General features: G+C 48.6%; 14 protein-coding genes, 1 tRNA gene and 1 CRISPR repeat array (1 of these 16 running past the window's edge). Of the genes, 4 read left to right on the top strand and 11 right to left on the bottom strand.

Going from position 1 to position 26,066, the window contains the following annotated elements:
- A CRISPR array of direct repeats spans positions 1–1,634; the repeat unit is 36 nt; unit sequence CCGCTCGAACCTCTGATGCCGCAAGGCGTTGAGCAC; it reaches 3,654 nt to the left of the window's first position.
- Positions 1,635–1,862: 228 nt separating this feature from the next.
- From NG833_RS02415 to NG833_RS02400, 4 genes are all read right to left on the bottom strand, one after another.
- Complete coding sequence (locus NG833_RS02415; protein ID WP_254563741.1) at positions 1,863–2,855, bottom strand: RusA family crossover junction endodeoxyribonuclease; 993 nt, start codon at positions 2,853–2,855, stop codon at positions 1,863–1,865.
- Positions 2,856–3,351: 496 nt separating this feature from the next.
- A complete protein-coding gene (locus NG833_RS02410; RefSeq protein WP_254563740.1) occupies positions 3,352–4,479 on the bottom strand; it encodes a hypothetical protein in 1,128 nt (375 codons plus the stop codon).
- Positions 4,480–4,494: 15 nt separating this feature from the next.
- Positions 4,495–5,967, bottom strand: a complete 1,473-nt coding sequence (locus NG833_RS02405; protein ID WP_254563739.1) for an MBOAT family protein — start codon at positions 5,965–5,967, stop codon at positions 4,495–4,497.
- A gap of 411 nt (positions 5,968–6,378) precedes the next feature.
- Positions 6,379–9,231 (bottom strand): SGNH/GDSL hydrolase family protein, encoded by a 2,853-nt coding sequence (locus NG833_RS02400; protein WP_254563738.1) that lies wholly within the window; start codon positions 9,229–9,231, stop codon positions 6,379–6,381.
- A 714-nt stretch (positions 9,232–9,945) separates the two neighbouring features.
- On the opposite strand from NG833_RS02400, the gene NG833_RS02395 reads away from it, so the two are divergent.
- On the top strand, positions 9,946–10,674 hold the full coding sequence (locus tag NG833_RS02395; protein ID WP_254563737.1) for a rhomboid family intramembrane serine protease: 729 nt from the start codon (positions 9,946–9,948) through the stop codon (positions 10,672–10,674).
- A gap of 86 nt (positions 10,675–10,760) precedes the next feature.
- Here the strand turns inward: NG833_RS02395 and NG833_RS02390 are convergent, their stop codons facing one another.
- From NG833_RS02390 to NG833_RS02380, 3 genes are all read right to left on the bottom strand, one after another.
- The gene (locus NG833_RS02390; protein WP_254563736.1) at positions 10,761–11,054 is read right to left on the bottom strand and encodes a DUF4278 domain-containing protein; all 294 of its coding nucleotides are present in this window, start codon (positions 11,052–11,054) and stop codon (positions 10,761–10,763) included.
- 307 nt (positions 11,055–11,361) lie between these two features.
- Positions 11,362–12,183, bottom strand: coding sequence for a tetratricopeptide repeat protein (locus NG833_RS02385; protein ID WP_254563735.1), 822 nt, complete (start codon positions 12,181–12,183; stop codon positions 11,362–11,364).
- Positions 12,184–12,295: 112 nt separating this feature from the next.
- A tRNA-Gly gene (locus tag NG833_RS02380) sits at positions 12,296–12,367 on the bottom strand.
- Between the two features lie 1,197 nt (positions 12,368–13,564).
- On the opposite strand from NG833_RS02380, the gene NG833_RS02375 reads away from it, so the two are divergent.
- Positions 13,565–18,178, top strand: a complete 4,614-nt coding sequence (locus tag NG833_RS02375) for a PAS domain S-box protein (RefSeq protein ID WP_254563734.1) — start codon at positions 13,565–13,567, stop codon at positions 18,176–18,178.
- A 12-nt stretch (positions 18,179–18,190) separates the two neighbouring features.
- On the opposite strand, the gene NG833_RS02370 is transcribed toward NG833_RS02375, so the two are convergent.
- The 3 genes from NG833_RS02370 to era form a co-directional block, all read right to left on the bottom strand.
- On the bottom strand, positions 18,191–20,350 hold the full coding sequence (locus tag NG833_RS02370; RefSeq protein WP_254563733.1) for a lipopolysaccharide assembly protein LapB: 2,160 nt from the start codon (positions 20,348–20,350) through the stop codon (positions 18,191–18,193).
- Positions 20,351–20,363: 13 nt separating this feature from the next.
- Positions 20,364–22,010, bottom strand: coding sequence for a DEAD/DEAH box helicase (locus NG833_RS02365; protein ID WP_254563732.1), 1,647 nt, complete (start codon positions 22,008–22,010; stop codon positions 20,364–20,366).
- A gap of 154 nt (positions 22,011–22,164) precedes the next feature.
- Positions 22,165–23,112, bottom strand: a complete 948-nt coding sequence (gene era / locus NG833_RS02360) for a GTPase Era (RefSeq protein ID WP_254563765.1) — start codon at positions 23,110–23,112, stop codon at positions 22,165–22,167.
- A 264-nt stretch (positions 23,113–23,376) separates the two neighbouring features.
- Here era and NG833_RS02355 point away from each other — a divergent pair, with 264 nt between their 5' ends.
- On the top strand, positions 23,377–24,051 hold the full coding sequence (locus NG833_RS02355; RefSeq protein WP_254563731.1) for an actin-binding WH2 domain-containing protein: 675 nt from the start codon (positions 23,377–23,379) through the stop codon (positions 24,049–24,051).
- A gap of 66 nt (positions 24,052–24,117) precedes the next feature.
- Positions 24,118–24,828, top strand: coding sequence for a hypothetical protein (locus NG833_RS02350; protein WP_254563730.1), 711 nt, complete (start codon positions 24,118–24,120; stop codon positions 24,826–24,828).
- A gap of 237 nt (positions 24,829–25,065) precedes the next feature.
- Here the strand turns inward: NG833_RS02350 and NG833_RS02345 are convergent, their stop codons facing one another.
- Positions 25,066–25,878: a Uma2 family endonuclease gene (locus NG833_RS02345; RefSeq protein ID WP_254563729.1), complete on the bottom strand. Its 813-nt coding sequence runs from the start codon at positions 25,876–25,878 to the stop codon at positions 25,066–25,068.
- Positions 25,879–26,066: the final 188 nt, after the last annotated feature.

Raw genomic sequence — 26,066 nt, 5'->3', positions numbered from 1 at the left:
CCAGGGATAGGAATATCCCGCTCGAACCTCTGATGCCGCAAGGCGTTGAGCACGCTCTAGTAGTGTAGCAGCAGGGAAAGGGAGAGAATCCGCTCGAACCTCTGATGCCGCAAGGCGTTGAGCACAATACGGGGAAGCACCCCAGATACCAGATAAACCCCGCTCGAACCTCTGATGCCGCAAGGCGTTGAGCACAACTGGGTAGTTTTCAGGATTGGCCCAAGCAAACCCGCTCGAACCTCTGATGCCGCAAGGCGTTGAGCACTGTTAGGTCGTTGTTCATATCCGATCCGCATGGCCCCCGCTCGAACCTCTGATGCCGCAAGGCGTTGAGCACTATCCCGGGAAGTGGCAAGAAGCGGCGCTGGCTTCCCCGCTCGAACCTCTGATGCCGCAAGGCGTTGAGCACGATATCAAAGAAATTATCAGTTCCGCGTCTGTGGTCCCGCTCGAACCTCTGATGCCGCAAGGCGTTGAGCACTCCAAGCATTGCCCACCCTCTCGTTCTGGAACGGCCGCTCGAACCTCTGATGCCGCAAGGCGTTGAGCACGTAAATAAGCTGGTAATTTCCCCAATGCTAATTCCCCCGCTCGAACCTCTGATGCCGCAAGGCGTTGAGCACGAAAACCCGTGATTCTCTGAGATCACGGGTTTAGGACCGCTCGAACCTCTGATGCCGCAAGGCGTTGAGCACGTAACGAATGCAGTTAAGGCGTACCGCGAGACGATCCCGCTCGAACCTCTGATGCCGCAAGGCGTTGAGCACTATGTTTCGGCAGACTTCGATTACGACGCGATCGTTCCGCTCGAACCTCTGATGCCGCAAGGCGTTGAGCACCAGCACCCGGGATAACTCGGCGAGAACCTAGCTCTCCGCTCGAACCTCTGATGCCGCAAGGCGTTGAGCACGGTTTTTTTATGGGAGTCTGCACAACCGCACTAACCGCTCGAACCTCTGATGCCGCAAGGCGTTGAGCACTCTACAGTGCCGCTCAAAGTGCGGCGGGTGTTGTAGCCGCTCGAACCTCTGATGCCGCAAGGCGTTGAGCACGTGGTGTCGGAACCGGACCGGACGGCCCCAGCAATCCCGCTCGAACCTCTGATGCCGCAAGGCGTTGAGCACGGATGCGCTACCCCGACCTTATTAATGCTTACAAAGGCCGCTCGAACCTCTGATGCCGCAAGGCGTTGAGCACGGTCCAAATATACTGGGTTCTCCACGAAGCATCCCCGCTCGAACCTCTGATGCCGCAAGGCGTTGAGCACGGAACCAATGGACCCAAGTTCATCAAGGCATCGTACCCCGCTCGAACCTCTGATGCCGCAAGGCGTTGAGCACACGGGTTTATATGTTGACCACAGGTAGCGCTTGGAAGCTCCGCTCGAACCTCTGATGCCGCAAGGCGTTGAGCACAGCGGAAAATTAGATTCTGTGGGATTGACGCTCCTGACCGCTCGAACCTCTGATGCCGCAAGGCGTTGAACACCGACTACAAAACCAGATGTGGCGACACATCAAGTCCAACCGCTCGAACCTCTGATGCCGCAAGGCGTTGAGCACAACTGGATCGAACGGTCTCACGATGTTCTAAACCCACCGTTTGAACCTCTGATGCCGCAAGGCGTTGAGTACCTGGGGCTGGTCATTGGTCATTGGCTATTAGTCATTTGTTAATACTTGTGCTGAGGGGGGGTGTGAGTTGCCCTCTGGTTTTGCTATGCTCAGTTTCGAGAGTTGTGGGGGGGAACTGAGGCTTTTGTATAAAATTTAACCTGGATGAAACCTGAATCTTATTTGAGCAGTATTGTGATTGAACGAATATACTTTACACCTATCTGATGGCCTGAGTTTCAACTCATCTCATGCGGACATCAGGTGTTCCATCGCTTCGATTTGAATTTTGACGCCGGTTTCTCCGTCGGGGATGTGCCGCCAACTGCCGAAGGGAATCTGTTTGAGGCTGTCGGATGAGAAGATTCCGGCACTGACTAAGGCATCGCACACACTGCCGATCGCATTGTCCCCATCTCCTCTATGTTTACCCCGTAAGATAATCCGCACGGCTGCTCGTTCAAGAGGTAACTGCGGTAACGGATTCATCTGATGCACTTGCATGATGATCTCCCCTTCCGCACGCAGTCTCCATTCCCGATATCGCTTGGGTAAATAGGTGCCGTTGGCAGTTACCCGAGGACGCGCTTTGGGAATGACGGGCCCGGGAATCCACAAGGTCAAGGTTTTCCGGATATTTACACTCTCCGGTTGCGTCTCTTTCTGGACTTCACTGGGTTTAGCTTTTCTCGGTTCGGTTCGCAAAATTCGCGATCGCCCTTCCGGTTTGGAGCGTTGGAGAAGGGACACAAAAGTGAGCCGCTGTGCTGTCTCTGACATCAGTTGAGCATTCACGATTAAAGGCGGTTCTAACTCTTCTTGCCTGAATTCGCCCCGGGTTTGTGAATCTTCAGTTTCCTGGGTTTCCTCTGCGATCGCGTCAATTTCCCGTCTGGGAGCGATCGCCGGGTCGTCTTTCACGGAGGGCCATCCCTGAGCCATTTCCATATAGGTTTGTGCGGTGGCCTCGGGAACGTTACAATAACCGGCTAACCAGACCTGCCATTTTTGCGCGGGGACCCGAAGTTTGGCCTGGATCAGCAGTTGTCCAGCGGTGCAAGCGTGCAAAAGTCCGATCGCCACCGATTGTTGACAGCGTTCGTGTTCGCGATTAATTTGGGCCGCTAGTTCTCTTAAGGGGACCATTCCTGGGGTGGATTGTCCCTGGCGATCGCCTTCTAAGGGCAGCGGTTGGCGGGTTTGCGAATCGATTCGGTGGGAGATGGAGCTTGTCGGTGGCATGAGAGAATCGCTTGGGGGTTAGGGGCATTGGTTTCCAGAGGCATCCGGATATCTTAACCTAGAGTTGAGATTCCTTTCAAAATTTAACCTCTGGAATAGGCGCGATCGTCCGGGGGACTCTGCGGGAATTGACCGGATAGACTCTGGTTTTCACGGAGTCGTTCCTTAGAAGTCTTCCACAGTTAACCTCGGGAATCCGCACAGTCTCAGGATTTATGCAGATTTTACGAATCCACCCCAAATAATGTAGAGGCGATTCGCGAATCGCCTCTACATTATTTGGGTAATATCGAGTAAAAGGTATATATAGAACGTCATAAAGAAAGCGAGCATTTTGCTCGCTTTCTCTATGACAAATTCTTCCAAAACTGGCTATATATATTTGGGCGACTTGGGGATGGGCGGAGGACCGGGGACCTGGATGCAGGATTGCCCGCCGATCGCCCTTTCAAAGCGGCACAGTCTTCTGTCCAGGTTCCCCCAAATCCAGCACTTCTCAAGGTTTTAACTCCTCTACGAAGGCGATCGCCTCTGCATTGGCATTCGCCCAGGATTCGCGATCGCGCCGGATCTCCACTAAGTGTTCCTCGACATTTTCTGGGGTCAGCAAGGGTCCGAAATCCGGGGGAACTGAGGCGGGTTCATAGTCAAACAGGCGATTGAGGATGAGATTGCCGACTTCTTGTCGATAATGGGAACTGTCCCAATAATAAGTCATCTTTTCGCTGATGGGTTCCGTGGAAATGGAATGATAGCCGGAAAAATCCCAAACTGGAGCAATGGCAACCAGTTCCCGTTTCCACTGTTCAAACTCCTCCCAATGTCCCGCCATCCGTAAGGCTTCCCATTGGGTGGCATGAGAGGGGGAAATAAATATTTTTAAGTCGATATTTCGGCTTTGACAAATGGCGACTAACTCTCGCAAGTCATTTAAAAACCCTTGGGATAATTTGAACTGAGGATAATATCCTTCTTCTCGGAAAAATCCATGAATCATGTTTTTAAATTCCTGGGGCAGGGGATTGTCCGGTTCGTTATTATGAACGTAGCGAAAGCCATTGTCATGGTAGAGAAAATTCGCTTGCGATCGCCAGCTATTTTTGATTGTCCCTAAACTGGACCGCGTTGCTCCTAAAGATAGGGTAACATTCAGCAATTCTTGGGGGGTGAGAGTCTCTCGTTCTAAGCGGGCTTCTTCAAAGTCCGCTGGATGGGTTTTATATTCATTGAACATGAAGAAATCCACCCCCAGAACCACCGTTTGCAACTCCGGTTGAATGGCGAGGGCATGGTCAAAATAGCGTTTGACTTCATACATATTCGGACCCACCAGCCCTAAATTGTAGGCGGGTTTTCCTTCAGCCAAGGCCGGATGTTTCGGGTCCAGTCCTAAATCGGTGCGGGATGAGCCTAATAATACAGTTTTCGGGGCGATGCGCGTGACTGAAGTGGCTTTAAACAGGCGAACATGATTAAATTGTTCGGTTCTTAAGCGATTCAGCCGCCATTGAGGACTATTCATCACCCCGTAGGGATCAACGCCAACATTGAATAAGCCAACGGCTAATAATCCGGGTATGGTGAGGCCAAAAAAGGCGCGGTTAAATCGACGATAGGTTTTCATGAGAAGCCCCCTGGATTAAAACTGGAAGTAGAGAAATTCAGAAATTCGGTTTAGGGAAAGTAGACAGGCGATCGCCACTGCACTGAGTCCCATAGCCCAGGCGGTAGTTGGTTTAAAGCGTTCAACTATTTGTTGGGTATTGGGTAACAAAACCGCTCCCATTAATACTACTGCCAAAATTACAAAGCTTTGGCGGTAATTGGGTGGGAGTGCAGGGAGTTGCGCGACTTCCCGAAACTGGACAACGGATTGAGGTAACCAGCCTAAGAGGGGTTGAAAATCTGGGGTTAAAACAATTCCTTTTAAGCCCACGGCGGCTTGGATAAGTTGTCCAGCTTGGGTGATATTTTCAGCCCGAAATACGACCCAACTCAACACCACGGCGATAAAGGTAATTGCCCAGGCGATCGCCCCGGGCATTTTCAGTCCCAAGCGTCGCCACCCGTGATTGATGACGAGGAAACTGCCATGCAACCAGCCCCAGAGAATATAGGTCCATCCCGCCCCATGCCACAATCCACCGAGTAGCATGGTGAGCAGCAGATTGATATATCGGCGTACTTCTCCTCGACGACTGCCCCCGAGAGAAATGTAGAGGTAATCTCGCAGAAAGAAAGATAAGGTAATGTGCCACCGTCGCCAGAAGTCTACGATGGAGGTGGATTTATAGGGAGAATCAAAGTTGATGGGGAGGCGGAAGTTGAACATCCATCCTAATCCGATCGCCATATCGGAATAGCCCGAAAAATCAAAATACAGTTGGAGGGTATAAGCGATCGCCCCCACCCAAGCTTCGATAAAGGTGACTGAATCCGCTTGAGCAAACACGGTTCCCACCCAAGGGGATACGGTATCGGCAATCAGCACTTTTTTACCCAATCCTAGGATGAAAAAGCTTAAGCCAATGGCAAAATTTTTATGAGAAAATACGAACTTGCGGAGTTTTTTAAATTGTGGAATGAGTTCGTTATGTCGTAAAATCGGCCCCGCAATCAGTTGGGGAAAGAAGGTGACAAATAGGCTATAGGACGCCAAGTCATATTGATAATCTTTGGTTTGTCCCCGATAAGCATCGACGATATAGGCAATTTGAGTGAAGCTGTAGAAGGAAATTCCTAACGGCAATTCAATGTCAGGAACGGGAAACTGAGTCTGAAATAGTCCATTGATAGAGGCTATCAAAAACCCTGCATATTTGTAATATCCCAGAATTCCTAAATTAAAGAGAATTCCGCCCCATAATAAGGTTTTGGCTTTTGGAGTTCCAGGTTGTACCCCGTCTATCCACCGCCCAAAGTAATAGTTACCCAGGACAGAAATCACCAATAGGGGAATGTAATTGATTCGCCAGTATCCATAAAACACGAGGGAGGCTAAGAGGAGCCAGAGGGTTGCAGCCTTGACCTGACGATAGGCGCTTAAACCGAAGAAAACAATCAGAGCAAGGGGTAAAAAGATAAAAATGAATTCGTAAGAGTTGAATAACAAGGTTTTTTCCGATGTTTTTTTTCAACAGGTTTATTGTGTCTGAAATTATTTAGATCGTCATCCGCTCTCAGGGGTTGTTTGGTTGGAAAGTTTGGAGTAAACTATTAGTTTTGGGGGGAGCATCTCAATTTTGCCTAAAAGGGGAATTGACAGGTCTTGCTCCCCCTGACCTCGTAGGGAAGGGGGTTGGGGGGTTAGGTCTCTTGAACAAATTGAGATGCTCCCGTTTTGGGGCTTTAACCGGATCTAGCAAGTCTTGCAGCAGTCTGACTACAGAATTGAGGAGTGGGAGCATCTTACTCCCGACTAGCAGTAGGGAGCAAGATGCTCCCACTCCGCCATGAGGAATTGTCCAATTGATTTAGATTCGCAATTGTTTGTTGCTGAAGCTACAAAACACCAGGGGATTGATTAAACGAGGATGAAATCATCAGGGTTAATCATGGTGGCATCGATGTCGAGGAGGAGTGCTAGGGATTCCCCGGTATCGGCGATCGCAATTTGAGTCTGATTGGCATCACTCCCGGGAGAAATCAGAAGCTGCTCAAACTCTAATCCGTCCGATAGTCCGATGCGATCGATGCCGGTTTCAAAATCAGCGATCGTATTCGTTCCTTCCCCGGACGCTAAAATAAAGGTATCTTCACCAGCATCCCCGAGCAACCAGTCATTCCCCTCACCACCTCGGATGACATTGGATTGGTTATCGCCGATGAGGGTATCATCATAAGCGGAACCGATGATATTTTGAACATCGGTGAGGGTCTCTTCACCGCTCGGTAACATCCGAATCTCGGAATACCATTCATCCGCTAGTTTATCATACCCACTAGCTTTTAGGTGAATGCCATCGTTGGCATAGTCTCCAGCAACGAACGGCAGATTAAATATATCTACAAACCGGATGTTCGGGTTAGTATTGGCTCGGGGTGTTACAACAATTTCTTCCACTTGTTCACTAAACTCGGTGGTTCGTTGTTGTCGAGCTACATTACTAGACGTATTGGGAATAATCGAACTAACTAGCACTTGTGTATCTGGCATAGTTGCAACAATCCGATCTACCAAAATTCCCAAATCGGTGAGGGCTGTTTCTACAGGTTTATTCTGTAGAATATCATTGGTCCCCGCCATCAATAAAACGGCATCGGGTTGAGCATAATTTAATACATCTTCTATGGTCGTGTAAAGAGGTGCTGTAGGCTGATTATAGCCGGAAAATTTTTCGCTATTATCAATGAGTTCCGTGATGGTAAAGCCACCTCTGCCTTCATGGTCTCTATCAATATCTCCCGGTCCACTTTGAGCTTGACCTACAAAGTCAATATTAAACCCATTATCTTCCACTAATCTTTCCCACAAACGGGTTCGATATCCTCCAATACTCGCCTGATTCGGAAAACCCCTGGTATTGGAATCTCCTAAAGGCAAAATCTTAAAAGGAACATCCGCATCGGTGGTAAATAAACGGGTCACACTCCCTTCTGACAGGTTGGCAATAATCCCACTCGTAGCATCAGAATAATTCACGGTGACGCTGATTTGACTGTCATCACCACTACTATCTTCCCCGTCCTCATCCAGCGGTTCATCTTCTATTTCACCACTATTATCATCCCCCTGTACATCTTCAATAGGGGGAGTTTCATCCTCGTCAGGGATGGGTTCTTCTGCATCCTCCTCCTCTTCTTCTGTTTCCGTTTCTGGAGGAACATCCGGTTCCAACAAATCTGAGGGTTCCTCTTCTTCTGTTTCTGAGGGAACATCCGGTTCCAACAAATCCGAGGTTTCCTCTTCCTCTTCTTCTTCTTCTGTTTCGGTTTCCGGAGGAACATCCGGTTGCAAATCCGAGGGTTCCTCTTCTTCGGTTTCTGGAGGAACATCCGGTTCCAACAAATCCGAGGGTTCCTCTTCTTCGGTTTCTGGAGGAACATCCGGTTGCAAATCCGAGGGTTCCTCTTCTTCGGTTTCTATTTCTATTTCTATTTTTGTTTCGGTTTCTGAAAGAACATCCGGTTGCAAATCCGAGGGTTCCTCTTCTTCGGTTTCTGTCTCCAGAGGAACATCCGGTTGCAAATCCGAGGGTTTTTCTTCTTCGGTTTCAGGAGGAACATCCGGTTGCAACAAATTCGACGATTCCTCTTCTTCGGTTTCTATTTCTATTTCTATTTCTATTTTTGTTTCGGTTTCTGAAAGAACATCCGGTTGCAAATCGGAGGGTTCCTCTTCTTCGGTTTCTGTCTCCGGAGGAACATCCGGTTGCGAATCTGAGGGTTCTTCTTCGGTTTCAGGAGGAACATCCGGTTGCAAATTGGAGGGTTCCTCTTCTTCTGTTTCACTCAAGTTGTCGTCAGGGAAGATAATCGAGTCGGGTTTTTGCTGTTCTGGGAGGGTGCCAAAAATGGGATGATTTAGAGCAATTTGAACCCGAGAAACTTGTTCTTGAAACGGAGAAGTATCCTCCACAGTTGCAGGGGGGTTAATCGGCGGATTCGGAGGGGGTACTGAGGGGAGGGGGGGTTGAGAAGTTGGCCAAAAATTATCTCGGACGATCGCCTCGGGAGAGATATTTTTGACAATGGCTAAATACTCTTGAGTAATTGTATCTTGAATGATAGTATCCCCGGCGTTTTCTCCGGTTCCGGCGAAAATATTCAATTCATCAAAGCTGAGTCCCCCCTGCAGTCCAATTAAGTCTTGACCCGGGGTAAAATCCATAATCCAGTCTGCATCAGCTAGGGTCGGTCCTCCTGTACTGAGAAATCCAGGAACAGCGAAACGTCTGCCGATTTGAAAGCGATTTTGTCCTTCACCTCCCCAGAGGGTATCGCTTCCTAAGTCACCAAAGAGGACATCATTTCCGCCATTTCCCGATAAGAAATCCCTATCTTTACCGCCATACAGAGTATCGTCTCCATCACCGCCATAGAGGGTATCATCCGCTTGATTTCCAAAGATTAAATCTTCTCCCAAACCCCCTACTAAAAAGTCCTGTCCTTCCCAATCTTCGACGATTATATGACCTGTTCCTCCAAACAGGGTGTTATTTCCTGCTCCCCCATAAATGGTATCGTTGCCGATATCACCAATTAATAGGTCATTCTCAGGACCTCCCAATAGCAAATCATGGCTTGATTCACCGCCGATCGCCTCTTGGGTTTCCACTCCGATTTGGATAGACTTCCCGACTAGCGATCGCAAGATATCTGCTTGAGACAGTCCCGCTAGAATTTGATAAATTGATGAATCGAGGCTCCATACCATCCTAATTGTCTCCCGGTTATTTCAAGTAGTGGTTTTAACAGATAAGTGTGAAAATTTAATAGTCTGTCATTTTTTATAACAAACTATCAACTTGAGCTAGGTAGATTTAATTTAGAGGGAAATTAGATTTCCCGGTTGAGTTGCCCGTCTATGCTTTTCCATGTAAACCCATATAGAATTAGTCTGTATCTATCTATCGAAAGATTGCTAAAAATCGCCTAACAACATTTCCCCTTGAAGTCGGAAAAAGCCGATTGGCTCAATCATCACGAAAGATTGCCATGAATCAACCGACTAGCCTTATCTGGCGGTTTTTAATTAGTTATCAATTTGAGAGATATTTTATATAAATTTTTGATAAAGTTTAAGATGAATTTTTTAAATTTTTGGTGAATGGAGGAAAATCCGCCCGGAATAGCGAAAAAAAAAGTTTTTGTTTACAGCATTTATCAACAACAGGCGGCAATTCAAGAAAAGGGAATGGAGAGAGGGGATCCGGTTAAAACCTAGAGAATTCGAGGGTTTTGGCCCGATCGCAAAGGATAAATTCCTCCAAATCCCAGGGATTGCATCGATCAAAAGGAGTAAAATCCTGAAAAATTGCGGCGATCGCCCCTGGATCACAAACCCGAAAGCGTCACCCTCGGATATTGCCTCCCTGTTTTTACGTCCATAATAGGGAGTCAAGATTGAGAAAAATCATAACCTTTAGCAATGATACCTATTGATGATAATCTCCCCAATCGTTATCCCCCCTTGGCAACCTACGGCCTGATTGGGTTAAATCTGGCCCTGTTTGTGATGGAACTCAAATTAGAGGCAACGGGCCAACTCGGGGCCTTTTTGCAAAGTTGGGGGGTCGTCAGCGATCGCATGACTTCGGTTGTCACTGATGCGATTCGCAATCCTAGTCCTGCCGCCTGGGTTGCCTTAATTGTCATGTCTGCCGGTCCCTTACTCTTCTCCATGTTTCTCCACAGCAGTTTTAGTCAAATTTTGGGGAATATGCTGTTTTTGTGGGTGTTTGGCAAGCGGATTGAAGAGATTCTCGGACATGGCCGGTTTTTCCTGTTTTATCTCGTCTGTGGCATTCTCACGGCGATCGCCCAGGTGGCGATCGCCCCGAACTTAGGGGTCCCCGTTATCGGGGCCAATGGGGCTATTTCTGCCATTCTGGGCGCTTATTTGTTGAACTTTCCCAAAGCTAAAATTGAAACTCTCTTACCCTTACTCATCCTATTTATTCCCATCGAAGTTCCCGCCTTGTTTTATCTAATGTGGTGGTTTATTCAACAGGCATTTTATGGCATTGGTCAACTCACGGTCCTGAGAATGGTCAATCCCACCAGCTTGGGTTATTGGGCGAATGGAGTCGGATTATTCATCGGAGCGGGATTAGTTTCCCTGTTGGTTAAATATAAACCCAAGACCGCTATTTATTAAACAAAAAATTGACTAAACTGACCGGGAATGCCGGAAAACAAAAGGAGGATGGGCAATCCTTATCCTCCTTTGAGATATAAACCGATTTAAAAGTTGGAGAATTTATGGCTTTTTAAAGTTGGCTGATTCAAAGGTTTTGTCTGAAGATTTAACCGGAAATCTGGGCAACTTTCCGAATTGGGACCTTGGGGATGGACGGCACAGAGTAAGTGTGGATCTCCCGAGTAAAAGTGACAGCGATCGCACTCTGTTAGTTGTCCGGATAAGTCCCCTTGTTGGAACTGCCAAGACTTACCCCGATAGGTTCCGGAAATTTCCCCCGGTGGTGTTTTCACCGGAGGAGTTAAATCATAGCTGACACCACGATAATAAAGTTTCATCAATCTCACCTGTTAGCGATCGAGCATTTCATGAATTCCTAGGCAAATGATTCTTCAACCCAACTCTACCCAATGGTAGATGTCAAAAAATTGGAATTGAGGTAAACTGCCTAAATCTGCAACTCATTTCTTCATATCCTCGATCCTGACATCAGGAAACTGGCGATCGCACCGATCCCCAGTATGAGTTTCACTCAACTTTTTGGAAAAATTGCCACCAATCCCGGAATTTTTGCTCATCCCGGGTGCGACGGGTCCCGAAGTCAGTGCATTCTCAATCCAGAATGCACCGAATGACCCAGAACCCTCAAAATAGCACCGTCATTAAATTCCGGCGATAAACCTTCGTCAGAGGATGGTCATTTCCCAATAAGTCAAAAATAGACAACATCGCCTTTCTCCCGCCATCCTTTTTATAACTGCGATCGCTTTCCACAATCTTGAGGAAAAGTTGCAACGCTTCCTCATAATTCCCCGCTACCGCCAAACAAGATGCCTGAGTAAACATCTGGTCCAATTCACCCTCTCCTGACGGATGATTGCATTCCCTCTTAAACTCAAGTAACGCCTTCACCGCTTGCGCTTCGGCAAAAAATTCCGGTTCATCTGCTTGAATGACCCCTAAAAGTTCCTCAACTTTTGCGAATTCATCCTCACTGATATAAAACTTGGCCGCTTCTAATCGCAACCGTCTATTCTCTGGATATTTTGTTAGTAGGGATGCAAACATCGCCTCAGCTTCGGCGTGCTTTTCTCCTAAAAGTGCCTGACGAATTGCCTCCAACCCTTCATCTAAACCGGACTTAATATCACAATTTGCCAAAAATTCTCGCAGTTGCGGTTCGGGTAACACCCCCACAAACCCATCCAACACTTCCCCATTCCGGATAATTTTCACATCCGGAACTCCCTCAACCCGAAAGGCTTGTGCTAAATATTGATTTTCATCAATATTCACCTTCGCCACTACACAATCATATTCTAGGGCGACCTTTTCCAACATCGGTTTTAACATCTGACAAGGACCGCACCAAACCGCATAAAAGTCTACGATCGCCGGAATTTCATAAGACTTTTCTAAGACTTCTTGCTCAAAGTTGTGGTCATAGACCTCAATCGAATATCCCATCGTCTCTTCTGAAGTTGCTAAACTGCCAATCTTCCCATTGTAGTGAAACCCGGGAAAGCAGCAAAGCAACTCGCCACCCTCGGCGCCAGTCCTAACATTCAATCAAACAAAAAGCGGGCGATGGGACTCGAACCCACGACGTCCAGCTTGGGAAGCTGACATTCTACCACTGAATTACGCCCGCATCTCAGTCCTCGTTACAACCTGTGCTCTTCGGCACTTAACGGATAACGATGAGACTAGAGAACTATTATATAACTCCTGTCCCGGGGTTTGTCAAGGGGTCAGTGAAATTTTTCCTCCCAGATACCGCCCAGTCCAACCCGAGGCCCTCCCCTGTTCACCGTCCCGACTGAAGTCGTTCCCCAATGTTTGTAGTAACGACTTCAGTCGTTCCCCCCCACTTCGCCGTTTTAAAGTTCATCCAACATCAGAATTAGGGAACTCCAAAAAATAAAATCTCCAAAACGTTCGTTCGTAGTGAATGCTCAACGGAATAGCACCGTCAATGTAGGGGCGTATTGCATACGCCCCAGGGCGCAAGCATTTACTCCGACAGATACCTTTCTTTCAGTTGAACGGTTGGATGATTTATATTTTGCAATCCCCTTATAACTGTCATCAACTGAACACCTTAATCCGCTCTAATCCCCTCAGCATAATCGGCATCAGTTGACACCCTGCTTGCCTAATTATATCGGTATTCAAACTCTAAATTTTTATCACAAATAGGGCCTATATGGGCGCAAAGTTTTTATTATTTATATTGTAGGGCAAATCCCAGAAAAAGTTAAGAGCAATCGCGTTTTTTTTTTACAAAGTTAGAGAACAATGATGAAAGGGGACTGCCTCTGATGCCTACCCTTTCCCTAACTCAATTCCCAGGAAAATAGGGCCAGGACTACTCATTTTGGGGACCTCCACAGGAACGGCCATCCCTTGATAGATTCTGTTATCTCCGCTCACCGATCGCCCCGGAATGTTAATCAACCCGGGAGTAACAGCCCGTCATCATCAAACCTATCTTTCACGGGGTTAGTCAGCAGTTAAAACCTAAAAATTATAGACTGAACCCGTCAAGACATATTTCCCCCATCTCCCCCATCTTCGCCATTGATAGGCGGTGCAGTCGCCCATCCGGAGGCCAAGGAGGGATGAAGGGAGTTGATGGCGATCGCCCGCCCTCAATGATGGCGAAATTTATTGCAAAAAAAACGACAACTCAACCCATCAAATCAAGGCCGTGAATCCCTTGTCAATAGTGAATCCTTCCTTTGGTAGATGTAAACTTCCCCAAAAAAATGTACACCCAAGATTAGCAGATCAACGACGATTAGCAAGTGAGCGAGTCTGAACACCCAAACCACCAGGACCTCTGTAAATGATGGAACAGCAACCAGCCAAGCGGAAGAACAAGACAGAACAATTGGGATGGACAGGTAGCGCGGATCTGGACCGCCTCAAAAAGGTTCGTGACTGGTCCAGCACAGTTCTGGGTGCAATGGAGACTTGGGAACCCAGTTGGCGTACAGCGGTGAGTTTGGGTCTAGCGTCCCAATTTCCGACCCTGCTCTGGTGGGGTCCAGAACTGCTCCTCATTTACAACGAGGCGGCCCTCGGGTGGGTGGGTGACGCCAATTATCCCGATTCCCTGGGTCAACCGGGACGAGAGGTCCTCAACCGGGAAACCTGGGAGGTCCTCTCTCCAATGTTAGAAGCAGTGTTCAGCAGTGGAGAAGGCAGAGGGATAGAGAATTGTCGGTTGGTGTTCGATCGCCCGGGGTCGGAGGTGGTGGGGTGGTTTAATTTGTCTCACAGTCCGATATATACGGAAGACCATCAAGTTTGTGGGGTCTTGACGACAGCGATCGCCCTGCCGACGGCCCGGAATGACCCCCCTGAACACGAGGAACAACTCCCCGAATCATTAGAGGTTCGCGAGAGGGAGTCTGCACCCCCGGCGCGGATCTTGCTGGTGGATGAGAACGAGGTCCGCCGGGATTATCTGGAGTCCCAACTGGTCCGCCAAGGGTATCAAGTCAAAACTGCCGGCGATCGCACAACTGCCTTAGATGCCGCCCAGGATTTCTACCCCTGCGCGATTCTCACCGAGGCGATCGCCCCAGAAATCGAGGACTTAGAGTGGGTACAGCAATTAAGGGCGAAAGTGAATGGAAAAGATATCCCGGTGATCCGGTTTCCCAACCCAGTCATCGAAGGGGACTCTGTGGAAGTGAGGGCAGAAAGCGACTGGGACCCAGAGTTTTTCCACCACTCATCCTCTCTCCATGAATTGCTGACTCGGGTCAGCACTCACTTAGAGATTGCTGAACTGACGGAAGAATCCGAACCCCGGAAACAGACCCGACCCCAATTAACCACAACGCCTCCAGAGGAAACCCTAACCCTCCTCGACAGCATCAGCGATGGGTTGGCCTGTTTTGACCGCCAGGGTCGCTATACTTATATTAATCCAGCCGGGGCGAAACTACTCAATCACCGGGTGGAAAATCTGGTGGGACAGTATCTGTGGGATGTCTTTCCCGAAAGCGTGGGGAGTTCTTTTTATCGCGGGTATCATCGAGCCTTGGTAGAGGGAAGAACCATCGGACTGGAAGCAGATTATCCCCCGTTACAGAAACGGTTTGAAGTGCGGTTCTATCCTCACCAAGAAGGGCTTTGTGCTTATTTTCGAGACCGGAGTGAGAGTGCGGAATCAGCGAGAATGGAACTTCATCAAGAACGAGATTTTTTGGCGGCAGTGGTGAATGCGATTCCCAATTTAGTGGTGATTCTCGATCGCCAAGGTCGGATTGTGAGTTTCAACCAAGCGTGCGAAACCACCACGGGTTATTCCTTTGCGGAAGTGCAGGGTCTGTATGTTTGGGAGCGGTTGGTGGTTCCCGAAGAAATCGAATCCATCAAAGGAGTATTTGAAAACCTGCGCTCAACGGCGACGCCTCTGGAGTATATCAACGACTGGGTAACCAAAGAGGGGGACCGACGAGCGATCGCCTGGTCGAATACGGTCCTGCGCGATGCTCAAGGGGAGATGGAGTATATCATCGGCACCGGCATTGATATCAGCGATCGCTATGCTGCGGAAGCGGCCTTGCGCCAATCCACGGAACGGTTTCGGATTGCAGCGGAAAACACCAGCGATCTGATCTATGAATGGGAGATTGCCACGGGACGAGTGGAATGGTTTGGGAACATTGACGAACAACTCGGATATCAGGAGGGAGGATTTGCCCGCACTCGCCAAGCTTGGCTCGATCGCCTCCATCCGAGCGATCGCGAGCGAGTCGAAAATGCCATAGACCGGCATTTGCAGACGAGAGAACCTTTTGATGAAGAGTACCAAATCCAGCGTGGCGATGGGATTTATCTTTATTGGAGCGATCGGGGAACCGCCCTATGGGATGACCAGGGACGACCTTATAAATGGATCGGGGCTACAACGGATATCACGTTGCGGCAGTGGGCGCAAACTGAAATTATCAAGCTGAATCGCACCTTGAAGCGCCGGGTTAAAGAGTTACAAACCCTCCTCAAGTTTATCCCGATTGGCATTGCCATTTCCGAAGATCCGCACTGTGAAAGGATCCGGTTTAATTCGGTTTTGGCTCACAATTTGGGGATTTCCTCCCCGGTTCTGCCCCATTTTAATCCGCTACCTGAAGCTAGGGCCGATGGATTTAAGCTTTATCACAATGGCCGGGAACTCGCTCCCGAAGAGTTCCCCATGCGCTATGCAGCTACACATCAGGTAGAAGTGCTAGAGTTTGAAGTGGATGCTATCTATGAAGATGGGAGAACGATCGAGTTCCTGACTTATGCTGCGCCAATCCTTGATGAAGAGGGACAAACCCGAGGCGCGGTGGGAGCTTTTGTGGATATTACCCACCGCAAACAGATCGAAGAAGCCCTCCGCCACAGCGAAGAACTGTATCGATCCCTGGCGGAAGCGCTCCCCCAAATGATATTTTTATGTACCCGTGGGGGAAAGCTGGAATATTGCAATCCCAGCGCGGTGAATTATATTGGGCTAAATTTAGAGCAAATTTTACGCCGATCGCCCCTAGAGTGGATTCATCCAAGCGATCGCGCAGAAGCGCTCGTCCATTGGCGCAACGCCATCGCCACGGAAACCGCCTACGAAATCGAGGTGCGCTTGCAGAGGTCCGATGGACTCTACCGTTGGCACAGTCTGCGTATGAATCCGATCGCCGGAATGGGCGATCGCCTGCTCAAGTGGTTAGGAACAGCCACAGATATTGACGATCGCAAGCGATCGCGAGAGCAAGAGCGGTTTTTAGCCAGGGCGAGTAGTGTTCTGGCGAATTCCCTCGATTACCAAACCACCTTGGATAGTCTGGCTCATCTCACGGTTCCCAGTATAGCAGACTGGTGTGCGATCGATGTGGTGGAAAAAGATGGAACAATTGAGCGGCTGGCGGTAGCTCACACTGACCCAGCCAAAGAAGAACTCGCCCAAGAACTGCATCGCCGCTATCCCCCGAAAAAAGAGGCGACAATGGGACAAGCTAACGTCTTGCGTACAGGACAATCGGAACTGTATCCTCATATTCCCGACTCGGTGTTGGTGGAGGCCGCCGCCGATGCCGAACATTTGCAAATTTTGCGCGAGTTGCGCCTCAATAGCGGAATGTGTGTGCCGCTCAAAGCCCGAGGACGAACCCTCGGAACGATCGCGTTTGTGCTAGAGGCAGGCAGTCGTTGTTACGATCGCACGGACCTGATGTTAGCCGAAAAACTGGCGCATCGGGCGGCGATCGCCTTAGATAATGCCCGTCTCTATCGGGAAGCCCAAGATGCCAACCGGCTCAAAGATGAGTTTTTGGCGACCCTTTCTCACGAGTTGCGAACCCCCCTCAATTCCATTCTGGGATGGGCGCAGATTTTACGCAATCGCAGACTGTCTGAGGAAAAAATGGGATTAGCCTTGGAAACCATCGAACGCAACTCCCGATTACAGTTTCAACTGATCGAGGATTTGCTGGATGTATCCCGGATCATTACGGGTAAATTACGCCTGAATGTAACTTCGGTTTCCCTGCTCAAGGCGATCGAAGAGGCGATCGAGTCGGTTCGTCCTGCGGCAGAGGCTAAACATATTCAACTGAAGACGGAACTGGATCGCCATGCGGGTCCTGTTTCTGGCGATCGCGATCGCTTGCAGCAAATGGTCTGGAACTTACTCTCCAATGCCATTAAATTTACCCCCCCGGAAGGCTGCGTCACGGTGATTTTGGAGCAGTTCCAGACTTCTATACAAATCCGGGTTAGAGATACAGGTCAAGGGATTAAACCGGAATTTATACCCTATGTTTTTGACCGCTTCCGGCAGGCGGACAGTTCTAGCACCCGCGCCTATAATGGACTCGGACTCGGACTGGCGATCGTGCGACACCTCACGGAGCTCCACGGGGGTACCGTGTCGGCGGATAGTCCTGGATTGGGGCAAGGTGCGATATTTACGGTGGAACTGCCTCTGATGCCTCGGTGTGAGCTTCCGGACCGAGCCGAATCTCATGTTCTGAATGTAGAGCCTTTCCCGGAGTTAAACCCGATGACTTCTCTGGAGGGAGTGAGAGTGCTAGTGGTGGATGATGAAGCCGATACTCGGGGTCTACTCACTCTCGTCCTGGAAGAGTGCGGTGCACAGGTCCAGGCAGCGGCGTCGGTCCGCCAAGCCCTGATTGCCATTCCCCAATTTTACCCCCAAGTGCTGATTTCCGACATTGCCATGCCGGAAGAAGATGGATATACCCTGATTCATCACATTAGGAAGATGGAATTATCCGAAGGGGGATATTTACCTGCTGCTGCCGTCACCGCTTATGCACGCTCAGAAGACCGCACCCGCGCCCTCAAAGCCGGATATGATATCCACCTCCCGAAACCTGTGGATACAGCGGAGTTAATCGCTGTAGTTGAACGTCTGGCAGCGCGATCGCGTCAGACCCCCTAATCCGGGTTAGACTTACCGATAGCAGGCTAATCGCTGTTGCACTTGGGTTTGCAGAGTCGGACTTTCCAGCGATCGCACCACCTGCATCGCCGAATGATATTCCCCCAATTGCCCGTACCGGATAGCGATTTCTTCATACAAACTCCCGCGATCCATCGGGTCCTCTACTTCTGTATAACCAAACCAATTCCCCTCGGCATCCCACTGTCCCCCAAATCTCATAATATTAGATTCTTCCCCAGGAATGGTCTGTGCCCTATCAAAGGCTTTTTCTAAAGCTTCCCGGGCAACCTCTCGCTCTCCCGCCTTCAGATTTTTATCGGCTATGACGAGTAAATTCCTGACTTTTTCCGCCGGTGATTTCAACCATTCTATCACCTGATAGGCTTGTTCAATTTGTCTTTCTTGGATGAACGTCTCCACCAACCGATCAATTAAGGTGCTTTGGAAATATTCATCCTGTATGGTGCGGACTAGCTGCAAGGCAAAGTCGTTACGTCCACCCTCCACAAGCCGATCAAACACCGTGACCCAGATATAAGAATTTTCTTGAACCTGGTTGCTCATTAATAAGGCTTGGGCAAAGAATTCTTCCGCTTTAGCCTGTTGTCCAGCTTTGGCATATTCCACCGCAATCGCGGCGAACACTTCAAATTTTTGCTCGTTAGTTTCTAGGGATTCAACTGCTTTCATCCCTCGGGTTAAGAGTTCAGTTCCCCGTTCAGTTTGGCCGATATTTTGGTAGACAAAAGCGATTGCCACTAAGTTAATCGGCATGATTTCAGCAGCCTTCACCGCAATTTCATCATCCCCTCGGGTTGCGGCTTCAGTTGCCAAGGCTAACAAAAGCTCCTGTTTTTTTTCAGCAGAGGGAATTTGTTGAGCCGCTTGAACCCCTACCTCATAAAGCCCCATCCGAGTATAATCTCGAACCATATCCACCAGGAGAATTTCTTGTTCATAGGTTTCAGGAATTGTTCCTACGATTTCTAACGCTTGTCCGGCAATGGTGGAGGCTTGCTCCCGTTGTCCTTGGGTGGCATATTCAATCGCAATGGCATTGAGGACTTTAGCTTTGATTTCTGACATTTCTAGGGGGGCAATTTCCTGTAAAGCTCGGTCCGGATATCCAGCCTCGGCATAGCGGATTAAGATGAGGGAAAGGGCTATCATCCGCAGGTTTTGATCCGAGATTAAATTAGCCTGACGCAACGCCTCCGTAAATAAAGGAATCACGCGATCGCTTTGTCCCTGTTTGGCCGATCGCCACCCAATTTCGGCTAAAACTTTGGCTTTAAGTTCCGTGTCACTGACGCGATCCAAAACAAGTTTATGGGCGCGTTCAATGTTACCTTGGTCCGCCAAATTTTTAGCAATATCTGCAAAAGTCTCACTGCGATAATAATCCGCAGAAATCGTCCCGGCAATCTCTAAAGCTTTATCCAGTTGTCCCACTTGACCATAATAAATGGCGAGGGGTTGGAAATCCCAAGCTTGATTGTAGACATCCTGATAGACAATGGATTGGGCATAATGGAGCGATCGCCCCAGCATTTGTGAGGCTTGAATGGTATCTCCTAAAGCAATATAAGTGCGAGCAATTTCCGTTAATCCCTTGGTTTTAAAGGCCGCACCTCGGATCCCCGTTTCTGCTAGAATAGCACGGGCGAGGGTTGACCGGGCGCGATCGCGCTGACCCGTTTGGATATACATCCGCGCAATTCCGGCCAAAGTCCGAGTTTTGCCATAGCTATATCCAGTATCCAAGCAATGACTCACTTCCGCTGCTGCATCCAGGACTGACTCTGCCTGAGAACCCTCTCCCTGTTCCACCAGGCGATTAACTAGGATGTCTAACAGTCCCCCTTGTCCCTGAGTGCCATTGACAATTTCAATCAGCATCAGGACTGTATCTCGATTAGGACTGACCCCTTGCATCCCTTGAAATAGCTCAATCAGGTCCTCCGTTGCCCGATCCAGTTTACCGAAGTGGTGGATATGATCTTGAGCGCGATCGCGTAATTGAAACAGGCGGTTTTGACTGGCTTGATTCTGTTCCTGCTGACAACTCACCCCCTGGGCGATCGCCAACGGTTCCAACAGCTTACAGCCACTCATGAACACCATCATCCCTAACCCCAATCCCACGGTCCCAACGACTGATTTTTTCATAGATTTATCTAGGCTAGTTATCGGTTCCTTCGTCCGATTCAGAAGTATTTTTAGGAAACTCATTCTCTAGATAGTCTTGACTCGAAACCTGTTCCGAATGTTCGGAAGATTTCGGCTGTTTCTCCCCCCATTCTGAGGCCCGTTCCGCCGCTTTTTTCCTCGGGGCTTTACCCACCCCATAAATCGGCGTCGGTGCGGGAGTCGGCGGCGAGGAACCCGGTAGGATTGTTAACTGCTGGGGTTTTGACCCCGGCGGTTCCGGTCGAGTTTGAGGATTTTGGGGCCTGGGTTCAGTCATCCCACGCCGCCGTTTCGAGGTCCCTTCCTCTGCAGTATCTTCTGCCACCACTTCATACAAAATTGCTCGTTTATTTTTCTGGGTTCCTTTGCGTAAAATTCGACCTAATCGTTGAATATACTCCCTCGTTGAACCCGTTCCCGATAGCAAGATTGCCACTCTTGCATCTGGCACATCTACTCCTTCATTTAAAACATGAGATGCGATAATCGTTTTATAAATTCCTTCTTTAAATCGGGTCAGAATTTCATGACGTTCTTTCACCGGGGTTTGATGGGTCAAGGCGGGAATTAAAAAATCCTGAGAAATGCGATAAACTGTAGCATTATCTGCGGTAAAAATCAGGATGCGTTCGGGGGAATGTTGGGCCAATAAATCCGCGAGAATCCGCATTTTGCCATCGGTTCCTAGGGCGATTTCCTTGGCTTCCCGGTGCGCTAACATCGCCCGACGTCCCGCAGGCGATCGCGCGGAAGCTTGCACAAAGTGCTGCCATCCTTGGAGGCTGCCCAGGGAAATGTGAGATTGCTGTAAAAATTCATTGCGAGTTTTAATTGAGCGATCGTAGCGATCGCGTTCTAACTTAGAGAGTTTCACCTTAATCTGAACAATTTCATGTTCCGCCAAAGCACCACCGGCTAAATCTTCCGCCGTTTTGCGATAGACTTCCGGACCGATTAACTGCGTCAAATCCGCGTGTTTCCCATCCGATCGCTCAGGAGTTGCCGTTAACCCCAACCGATAAGGTGCGATCGAATATTCCGCGATCGCCCGATTAAAATCCGTCGGCAAGTGATGACACTCATCAAACACAATCGACGCATAGCGATTCCCCAACGCCTCCGCATGGATCGCCGCACTGTCATACGTTGCCACCAAAATCGGACTTTTATCCCGAGAACCGCCCCCCAATAACCCCACTTCCACATCAGGAAACGCCGCTGCCAGATGTGCGTACCACTGATGCATCAAATCCAACGTCGGCACCACAATCAGGGTCGTGCGCGGAGTCGCCTGCATCGCCAACTGCGCCAAATAGGTCTTCCCTGCCGCAGTCGGCAACACCACCACTCCCCATCGTCCCCCCTGTTTCCATGCCGTCAGCGCCTCTTCCTGATGTTGATAAGGCGGCATTTCAAAGCTCGGGACCAACTCCAATGGTCCAAACCCCTTCGCCTCATCAATAAATTCTGTCCCCTCCGCTTTGAGCGTCTCAATCAAGGGACGATAGTCGATCGCACGCACGCGAAACTTTTCCACCCGTTCATCCCAAGCAGCAAAATCAATCCACCCTTTCCCTCGCGGGGGTGGATGCAGCAACAAAGTTCCCCGGTCAAATGTAATCGTTGGTATGCGGCCCATCAGTTCATCACTTGTTCAATCCCTTACCTATTGTACTACAGCGTCGGTCTCGGATGATGTATGCGGACAATGTAGAGTTGATTCGCGAATCAACTCTACATTTCGTCCAGAAACTCGGTTTTTTATCCTCAAAAGCGAATGCTGTGCCGATGCGCTAATCTTCTAATTTATACCCCAATTCAGCCAATTGAATGCGAGATTGCCGCCAATTCGGTTGGACTTTGACAAAGATTTCTAAATAAACTTTACCCTCAATGAGTTTTTGCATTTGTTCTCGGGCCGCCGATCCGATCGCTTTGAGCATTTGTCCACCTTTGCCGATAATAATTCCTTTTTGAGAGGGACGTTCTACATAAATGGTTGCTAAAATTCGGGTTAAATCCTTTGTTTCTTCCATGAGATCCAGGCTAATGGCAACAGAATGGGGGACTTCTTCTCGGGTTAAATAGAGAATTTGCTCCCGAATCAGTTCGCCAATGATAAAGCGTTCTGGGCGATCGGTGACTAAATCTGGGGGATAGTAATAAGGGCCGGGTTCTAAGCGATCGCCCAGTAAGGTTAATAAATCTGGCAGTCCTTCCCCAGTGGTGGCTGAGAATCTGGCGACTGGCCACTTAAGATTTTCCGCGAGTTCTTGATAGCTGCGGTCAATCACCTCTACATCTCGCGGACGGGATAAACTCGACCGTAAGTCGATTTTATTTAGACCTAGAATAACCGGCGTTTTGGTTTGGGTAAGCATTTCCGTAATAAAGCGATCGCCACCCCCCGCCTCCACCGAACCATCCACCATTAACAGCAGAATATCTACGGTAGAAATCGCCCCAATCGCATTTTTTACCAACACCTTTCCCAGTTGGTGATGGGGTTTGTGAATCCCGGGAGTATCCACAAAAATAAATTGTGCTTCCGGGGTGGTTAAAATTCCCCGTAAACGGTTTCGGGTCGTCTGTGCCACCGGGGAAGTAATCGCAATTTTTTGTCCCACCAGGTGATTCATCAGGGTAGACTTGCCCACATTGGGCCGTCCAATAATCCCGATAAATCCGGATTTAAACCCGGCAGGGGGTTCGGGAATGACAGAAAAATCTGAGGGATTCAGGGTCCTACCTCCTAAAAAAATAAAACAGTTTCTTTCTATTTTAATTCATTTTCAGAAAAGCTAGACATTTTTTTGGGTATCCTATGTACAGTTCAACGGTTAATCTCCCGGTTTAGTGCAGAATCAACCCCAGGAGATCGGCCCACCGGACTTCGTTACTTTTTGCAAACGACTGTTAAGAATTTGCAATAATCCCTGACAATCCAGAACCGAGATGCTAAAATCCAAAAATAAAAGCCAAAGCCTTACCTGACAGGAAGTATCATGAATTACTTTTCAGTGTTGGTTAAACTGCTTCAAGACCGCCAATCCTTTCTGGAAGAAATCCACAAAGGCATAAAGCTCAACAACAAAATTGTTGCTTTACTGATATCCAGTGCCGTTTTTTTTGGAGTTTATGGGGCAATTATCGGAGCATCTCATAGTTGGATGCAAGTCATTTCTTCATTCTTTAAATTACCGGCGCTTTATCTGCTGACCCTGCTGATTTGCTTTCCTACGTTATACATTTTCAGTATTATTTTTGGGTCAAAACGGAGCTTTACCCAGTATTTAACCTTACTGATGACTGCGGAAGCAATTATGAGCGCCATCCTCTTTGGATTTGCGCCAATCACCCTATTTTTCCTGATTAGTACCCAAAGTTATGACTTTTTTCTGTTGCTGAATGTCGCCATTTTAGGGTTAGCTGGATTTTTGGGCATCAAATTCTTTTATGAAGGGATGCAGCTACTCGCCGAACCGGAAATAAGCGGGCAGAATACGCGAACTAAACTGCTCCAATTTTGGTTACTGCTCTATGCCTTTGTGGGGACCCAAATGGCTTGGACTCTAAGACCCTTTTTTGGAACTTCCGGAGATTTTCAACTGTTTAGAGATTTAGAAGGCAACTTTTATGTGAATGTCTTGCAAATTGTGGGGCGGTTATTGGGTTATTAAGACAAGGGCGATCGCCGGGGACAACCCTTGACAAAATTAGGAGAAAATAGGAGGATGAAATAGTTTATGCGCCCCGATTTAGAAAATGCCATCGTCACCGAAAGCGAACTAGAGGCGATCGCTGGGGTGGATGTGAACGATATTGGGTTAAGTCTAGCTTTCCGCCTGTCTTTCCTCCAAAATTTGAACAAACTGATATCCTTTGCGATCGCCCAGTTGTTTATCTTGGGTCTCTTCTTCATTTTACTCACCCCTCTTGGCATTTTAATGGTTCGCAATTCCGGACTCTCTGGGCAAGAAATGGCGACAACGTTTTATTTTCTCTTATTCAGCGGTGGAATCGCTAGTGTCGCCTCCCTCTCCCTCAACTTTTTTTTATGGAGGCGCGCCCAAAAATTCCAGACCTTTTTAACCCTGATTGATGAAATCCAAAAATATAACGAAGTGGTGCGATCGCTCGATATTTTAGATAAAATAGAAGCAGCCGGGGGCGAAATCCAACTCAGCGATCGCCAGGAAGTAATCGAAGCCCTCAGCATTACCCGAGAGAGTTTACTCGCCAGCTTACGAACCGATCGAATCCTCCGAGAAAATCAAGACCTCATCGACCGTCGCTATGAATTATTTGCTAAAATAGAAAATAATCTAGCCACCTTAAACCACTTAAAAATTAGCGACGAAGCCACCGAATATGGGCGACTGCTCAATCAAGCCCTCAAAATCGGCGTCAGCGTTGATCGCGAAATTCGTCGCCTGCAAAATCGTACTTTGAATTAATCGGGCTGGGGAACATCTCAATTTGTCCAAGAGACCTAACCCCCCAACCCCCTTCCCTACGAGGTCAGGGGGAGCAAGAGGTGTAAATTCCCCTTTTAGGCAAAATTGAGATGCTCCCATTGGGCTGCGTCCCTAGTTGCCCAAAAAATGCATCAAATCCTGTTCTTTTTATACAGAAAATAGGGGCAATTTATCAATCGCCCCTACATCGGATTTATTGAAATTTCATGACCCCAATTAGAGGGACTCTAAATCGATTCCCTTCTCCCGGAGTCGGGCTTTAAGTGCCTCCAATTCCGAGCGAGCTTCCTCAGCTCGTTGTGCTTCATTTTCAGCTCGTTGTGCTTCATTTTCAGCCCGTTGTGCTTCATTTTCAGCCCGTTGGCGTTCAATTTTAGCCAGTTCTTCGGGCAACAGAATCAAATTTCCCTCGGCATCAAAAAACCTTAACCAAGTTGCTGTTTCCTGTTGCAATGTTCCCTCCCAAGTTCCCAACCAGAACCCGAGAGAATCGCACCATAACCAGCCGCGATCGTCCTTCGTTAACTCCTCATACCTTTGTCCCTTTAACCGCCATCCCCGCAATGAATCTGGGGCAAAGGGGTCATAGACAAAATACTCAGGAAGTCTAAATGTCCGTTCATAAACGTCCTTTTTGTTGCCGAGATCCTCGTGGGCTGTAGAGGGGGACAGGAACTCTACAATCACATTGGGATACTGTCCTTCTTCTTTCCAAACGACCCAACCTTGCCGTTCCTTTGTCCCATCAACATTGAGGGCAACAAAGAAATCCGGGCCTTTAAAATCCCGATTTAGGGCTTGTTCGCTACTAAAATAAACGAACATATTGCCCCCCGTAAAATAGTCTTGCCGCCCAGCAAAGGCTTCATGTACTGCGGCAATCAGCACATTCATGGCAATGCGGTGACGATTACTTTCCAAGGGTTCTCCATCATCAAAAATTAAATCCGTAGGTGGCATCGGCGGAGTCCATTCATCCTCCACCCATATCGGAGTTTGCAGTTCTGGGGTGAGTTCAGCTTTCGTCATAAAATTCCCCACCAATTATTAAATCATGATGTTTTTCACTGACCCGAGGGACAGGGTAGGGACAAGGCACTGCCCTATCTTCCCCTATTCTCCCCCGGCTCAATCTATTGTAACCGATATCGCTTCTGGATTCGCCCTGAAAATCAGCAATTTTAGCTTTTTTTAAGCCTCCCTAAAATCCTCGGTGA

The sequence above is a fragment of the Oscillatoria sp. HE19RPO genome (assembly GCF_024220515.1).
Lineage (GTDB): Bacteria > Cyanobacteriota > Cyanobacteriia > Cyanobacteriales > Laspinemataceae > Laspinema.
The sequence above is the reverse complement of the archived record's forward strand: the minus strand, read 5'-3'. Positions and strand labels throughout refer to the sequence as shown.

What these genes read in the sequence shown, in the direction of transcription:
- NG833_RS02415 (WP_254563741.1), bottom strand. Translation starts at nt 2,855, where the DNA reads ATGCCACCGACAAGCTCCATCTCCCACCGAATCGATTCGCAAACCCGC.
- NG833_RS02410 (WP_254563740.1), bottom strand. Translation starts at nt 4,479, where the DNA reads ATGAAAACCTATCGTCGATTTAACCGCGCCTTTTTTGGCCTCACCATA.
- NG833_RS02400 (WP_254563738.1), bottom strand. Translation starts at nt 9,231, where the DNA reads ATGGTATGGAGCCTCGATTCATCAATTTATCAAATTCTAGCGGGACTG.
- NG833_RS02395 (WP_254563737.1), top strand. Translation starts at nt 9,946, where the DNA reads ATGATACCTATTGATGATAATCTCCCCAATCGTTATCCCCCCTTGGCA.
- NG833_RS02390 (WP_254563736.1), bottom strand. Translation starts at nt 11,054, where the DNA reads ATGAAACTTTATTATCGTGGTGTCAGCTATGATTTAACTCCTCCGGTG.
- NG833_RS02385 (WP_254563735.1), bottom strand. Translation starts at nt 12,183, where the DNA reads ATGGGATATTCGATTGAGGTCTATGACCACAACTTTGAGCAAGAAGTC.
- NG833_RS02375 (WP_254563734.1), top strand. Translation starts at nt 13,565, where the DNA reads ATGATGGAACAGCAACCAGCCAAGCGGAAGAACAAGACAGAACAATTG.
- NG833_RS02370 (WP_254563733.1), bottom strand. Translation starts at nt 20,350, where the DNA reads ATGAAAAAATCAGTCGTTGGGACCGTGGGATTGGGGTTAGGGATGATG.
- NG833_RS02365 (WP_254563732.1), bottom strand. Translation starts at nt 22,010, where the DNA reads ATGGGCCGCATACCAACGATTACATTTGACCGGGGAACTTTGTTGCTG.
- NG833_RS02355 (WP_254563731.1), top strand. Translation starts at nt 23,377, where the DNA reads ATGAATTACTTTTCAGTGTTGGTTAAACTGCTTCAAGACCGCCAATCC.
- NG833_RS02350 (WP_254563730.1), top strand. Translation starts at nt 24,118, where the DNA reads ATGCGCCCCGATTTAGAAAATGCCATCGTCACCGAAAGCGAACTAGAG.
- NG833_RS02345 (WP_254563729.1), bottom strand. Translation starts at nt 25,878, where the DNA reads ATGACGAAAGCTGAACTCACCCCAGAACTGCAAACTCCGATATGGGTG.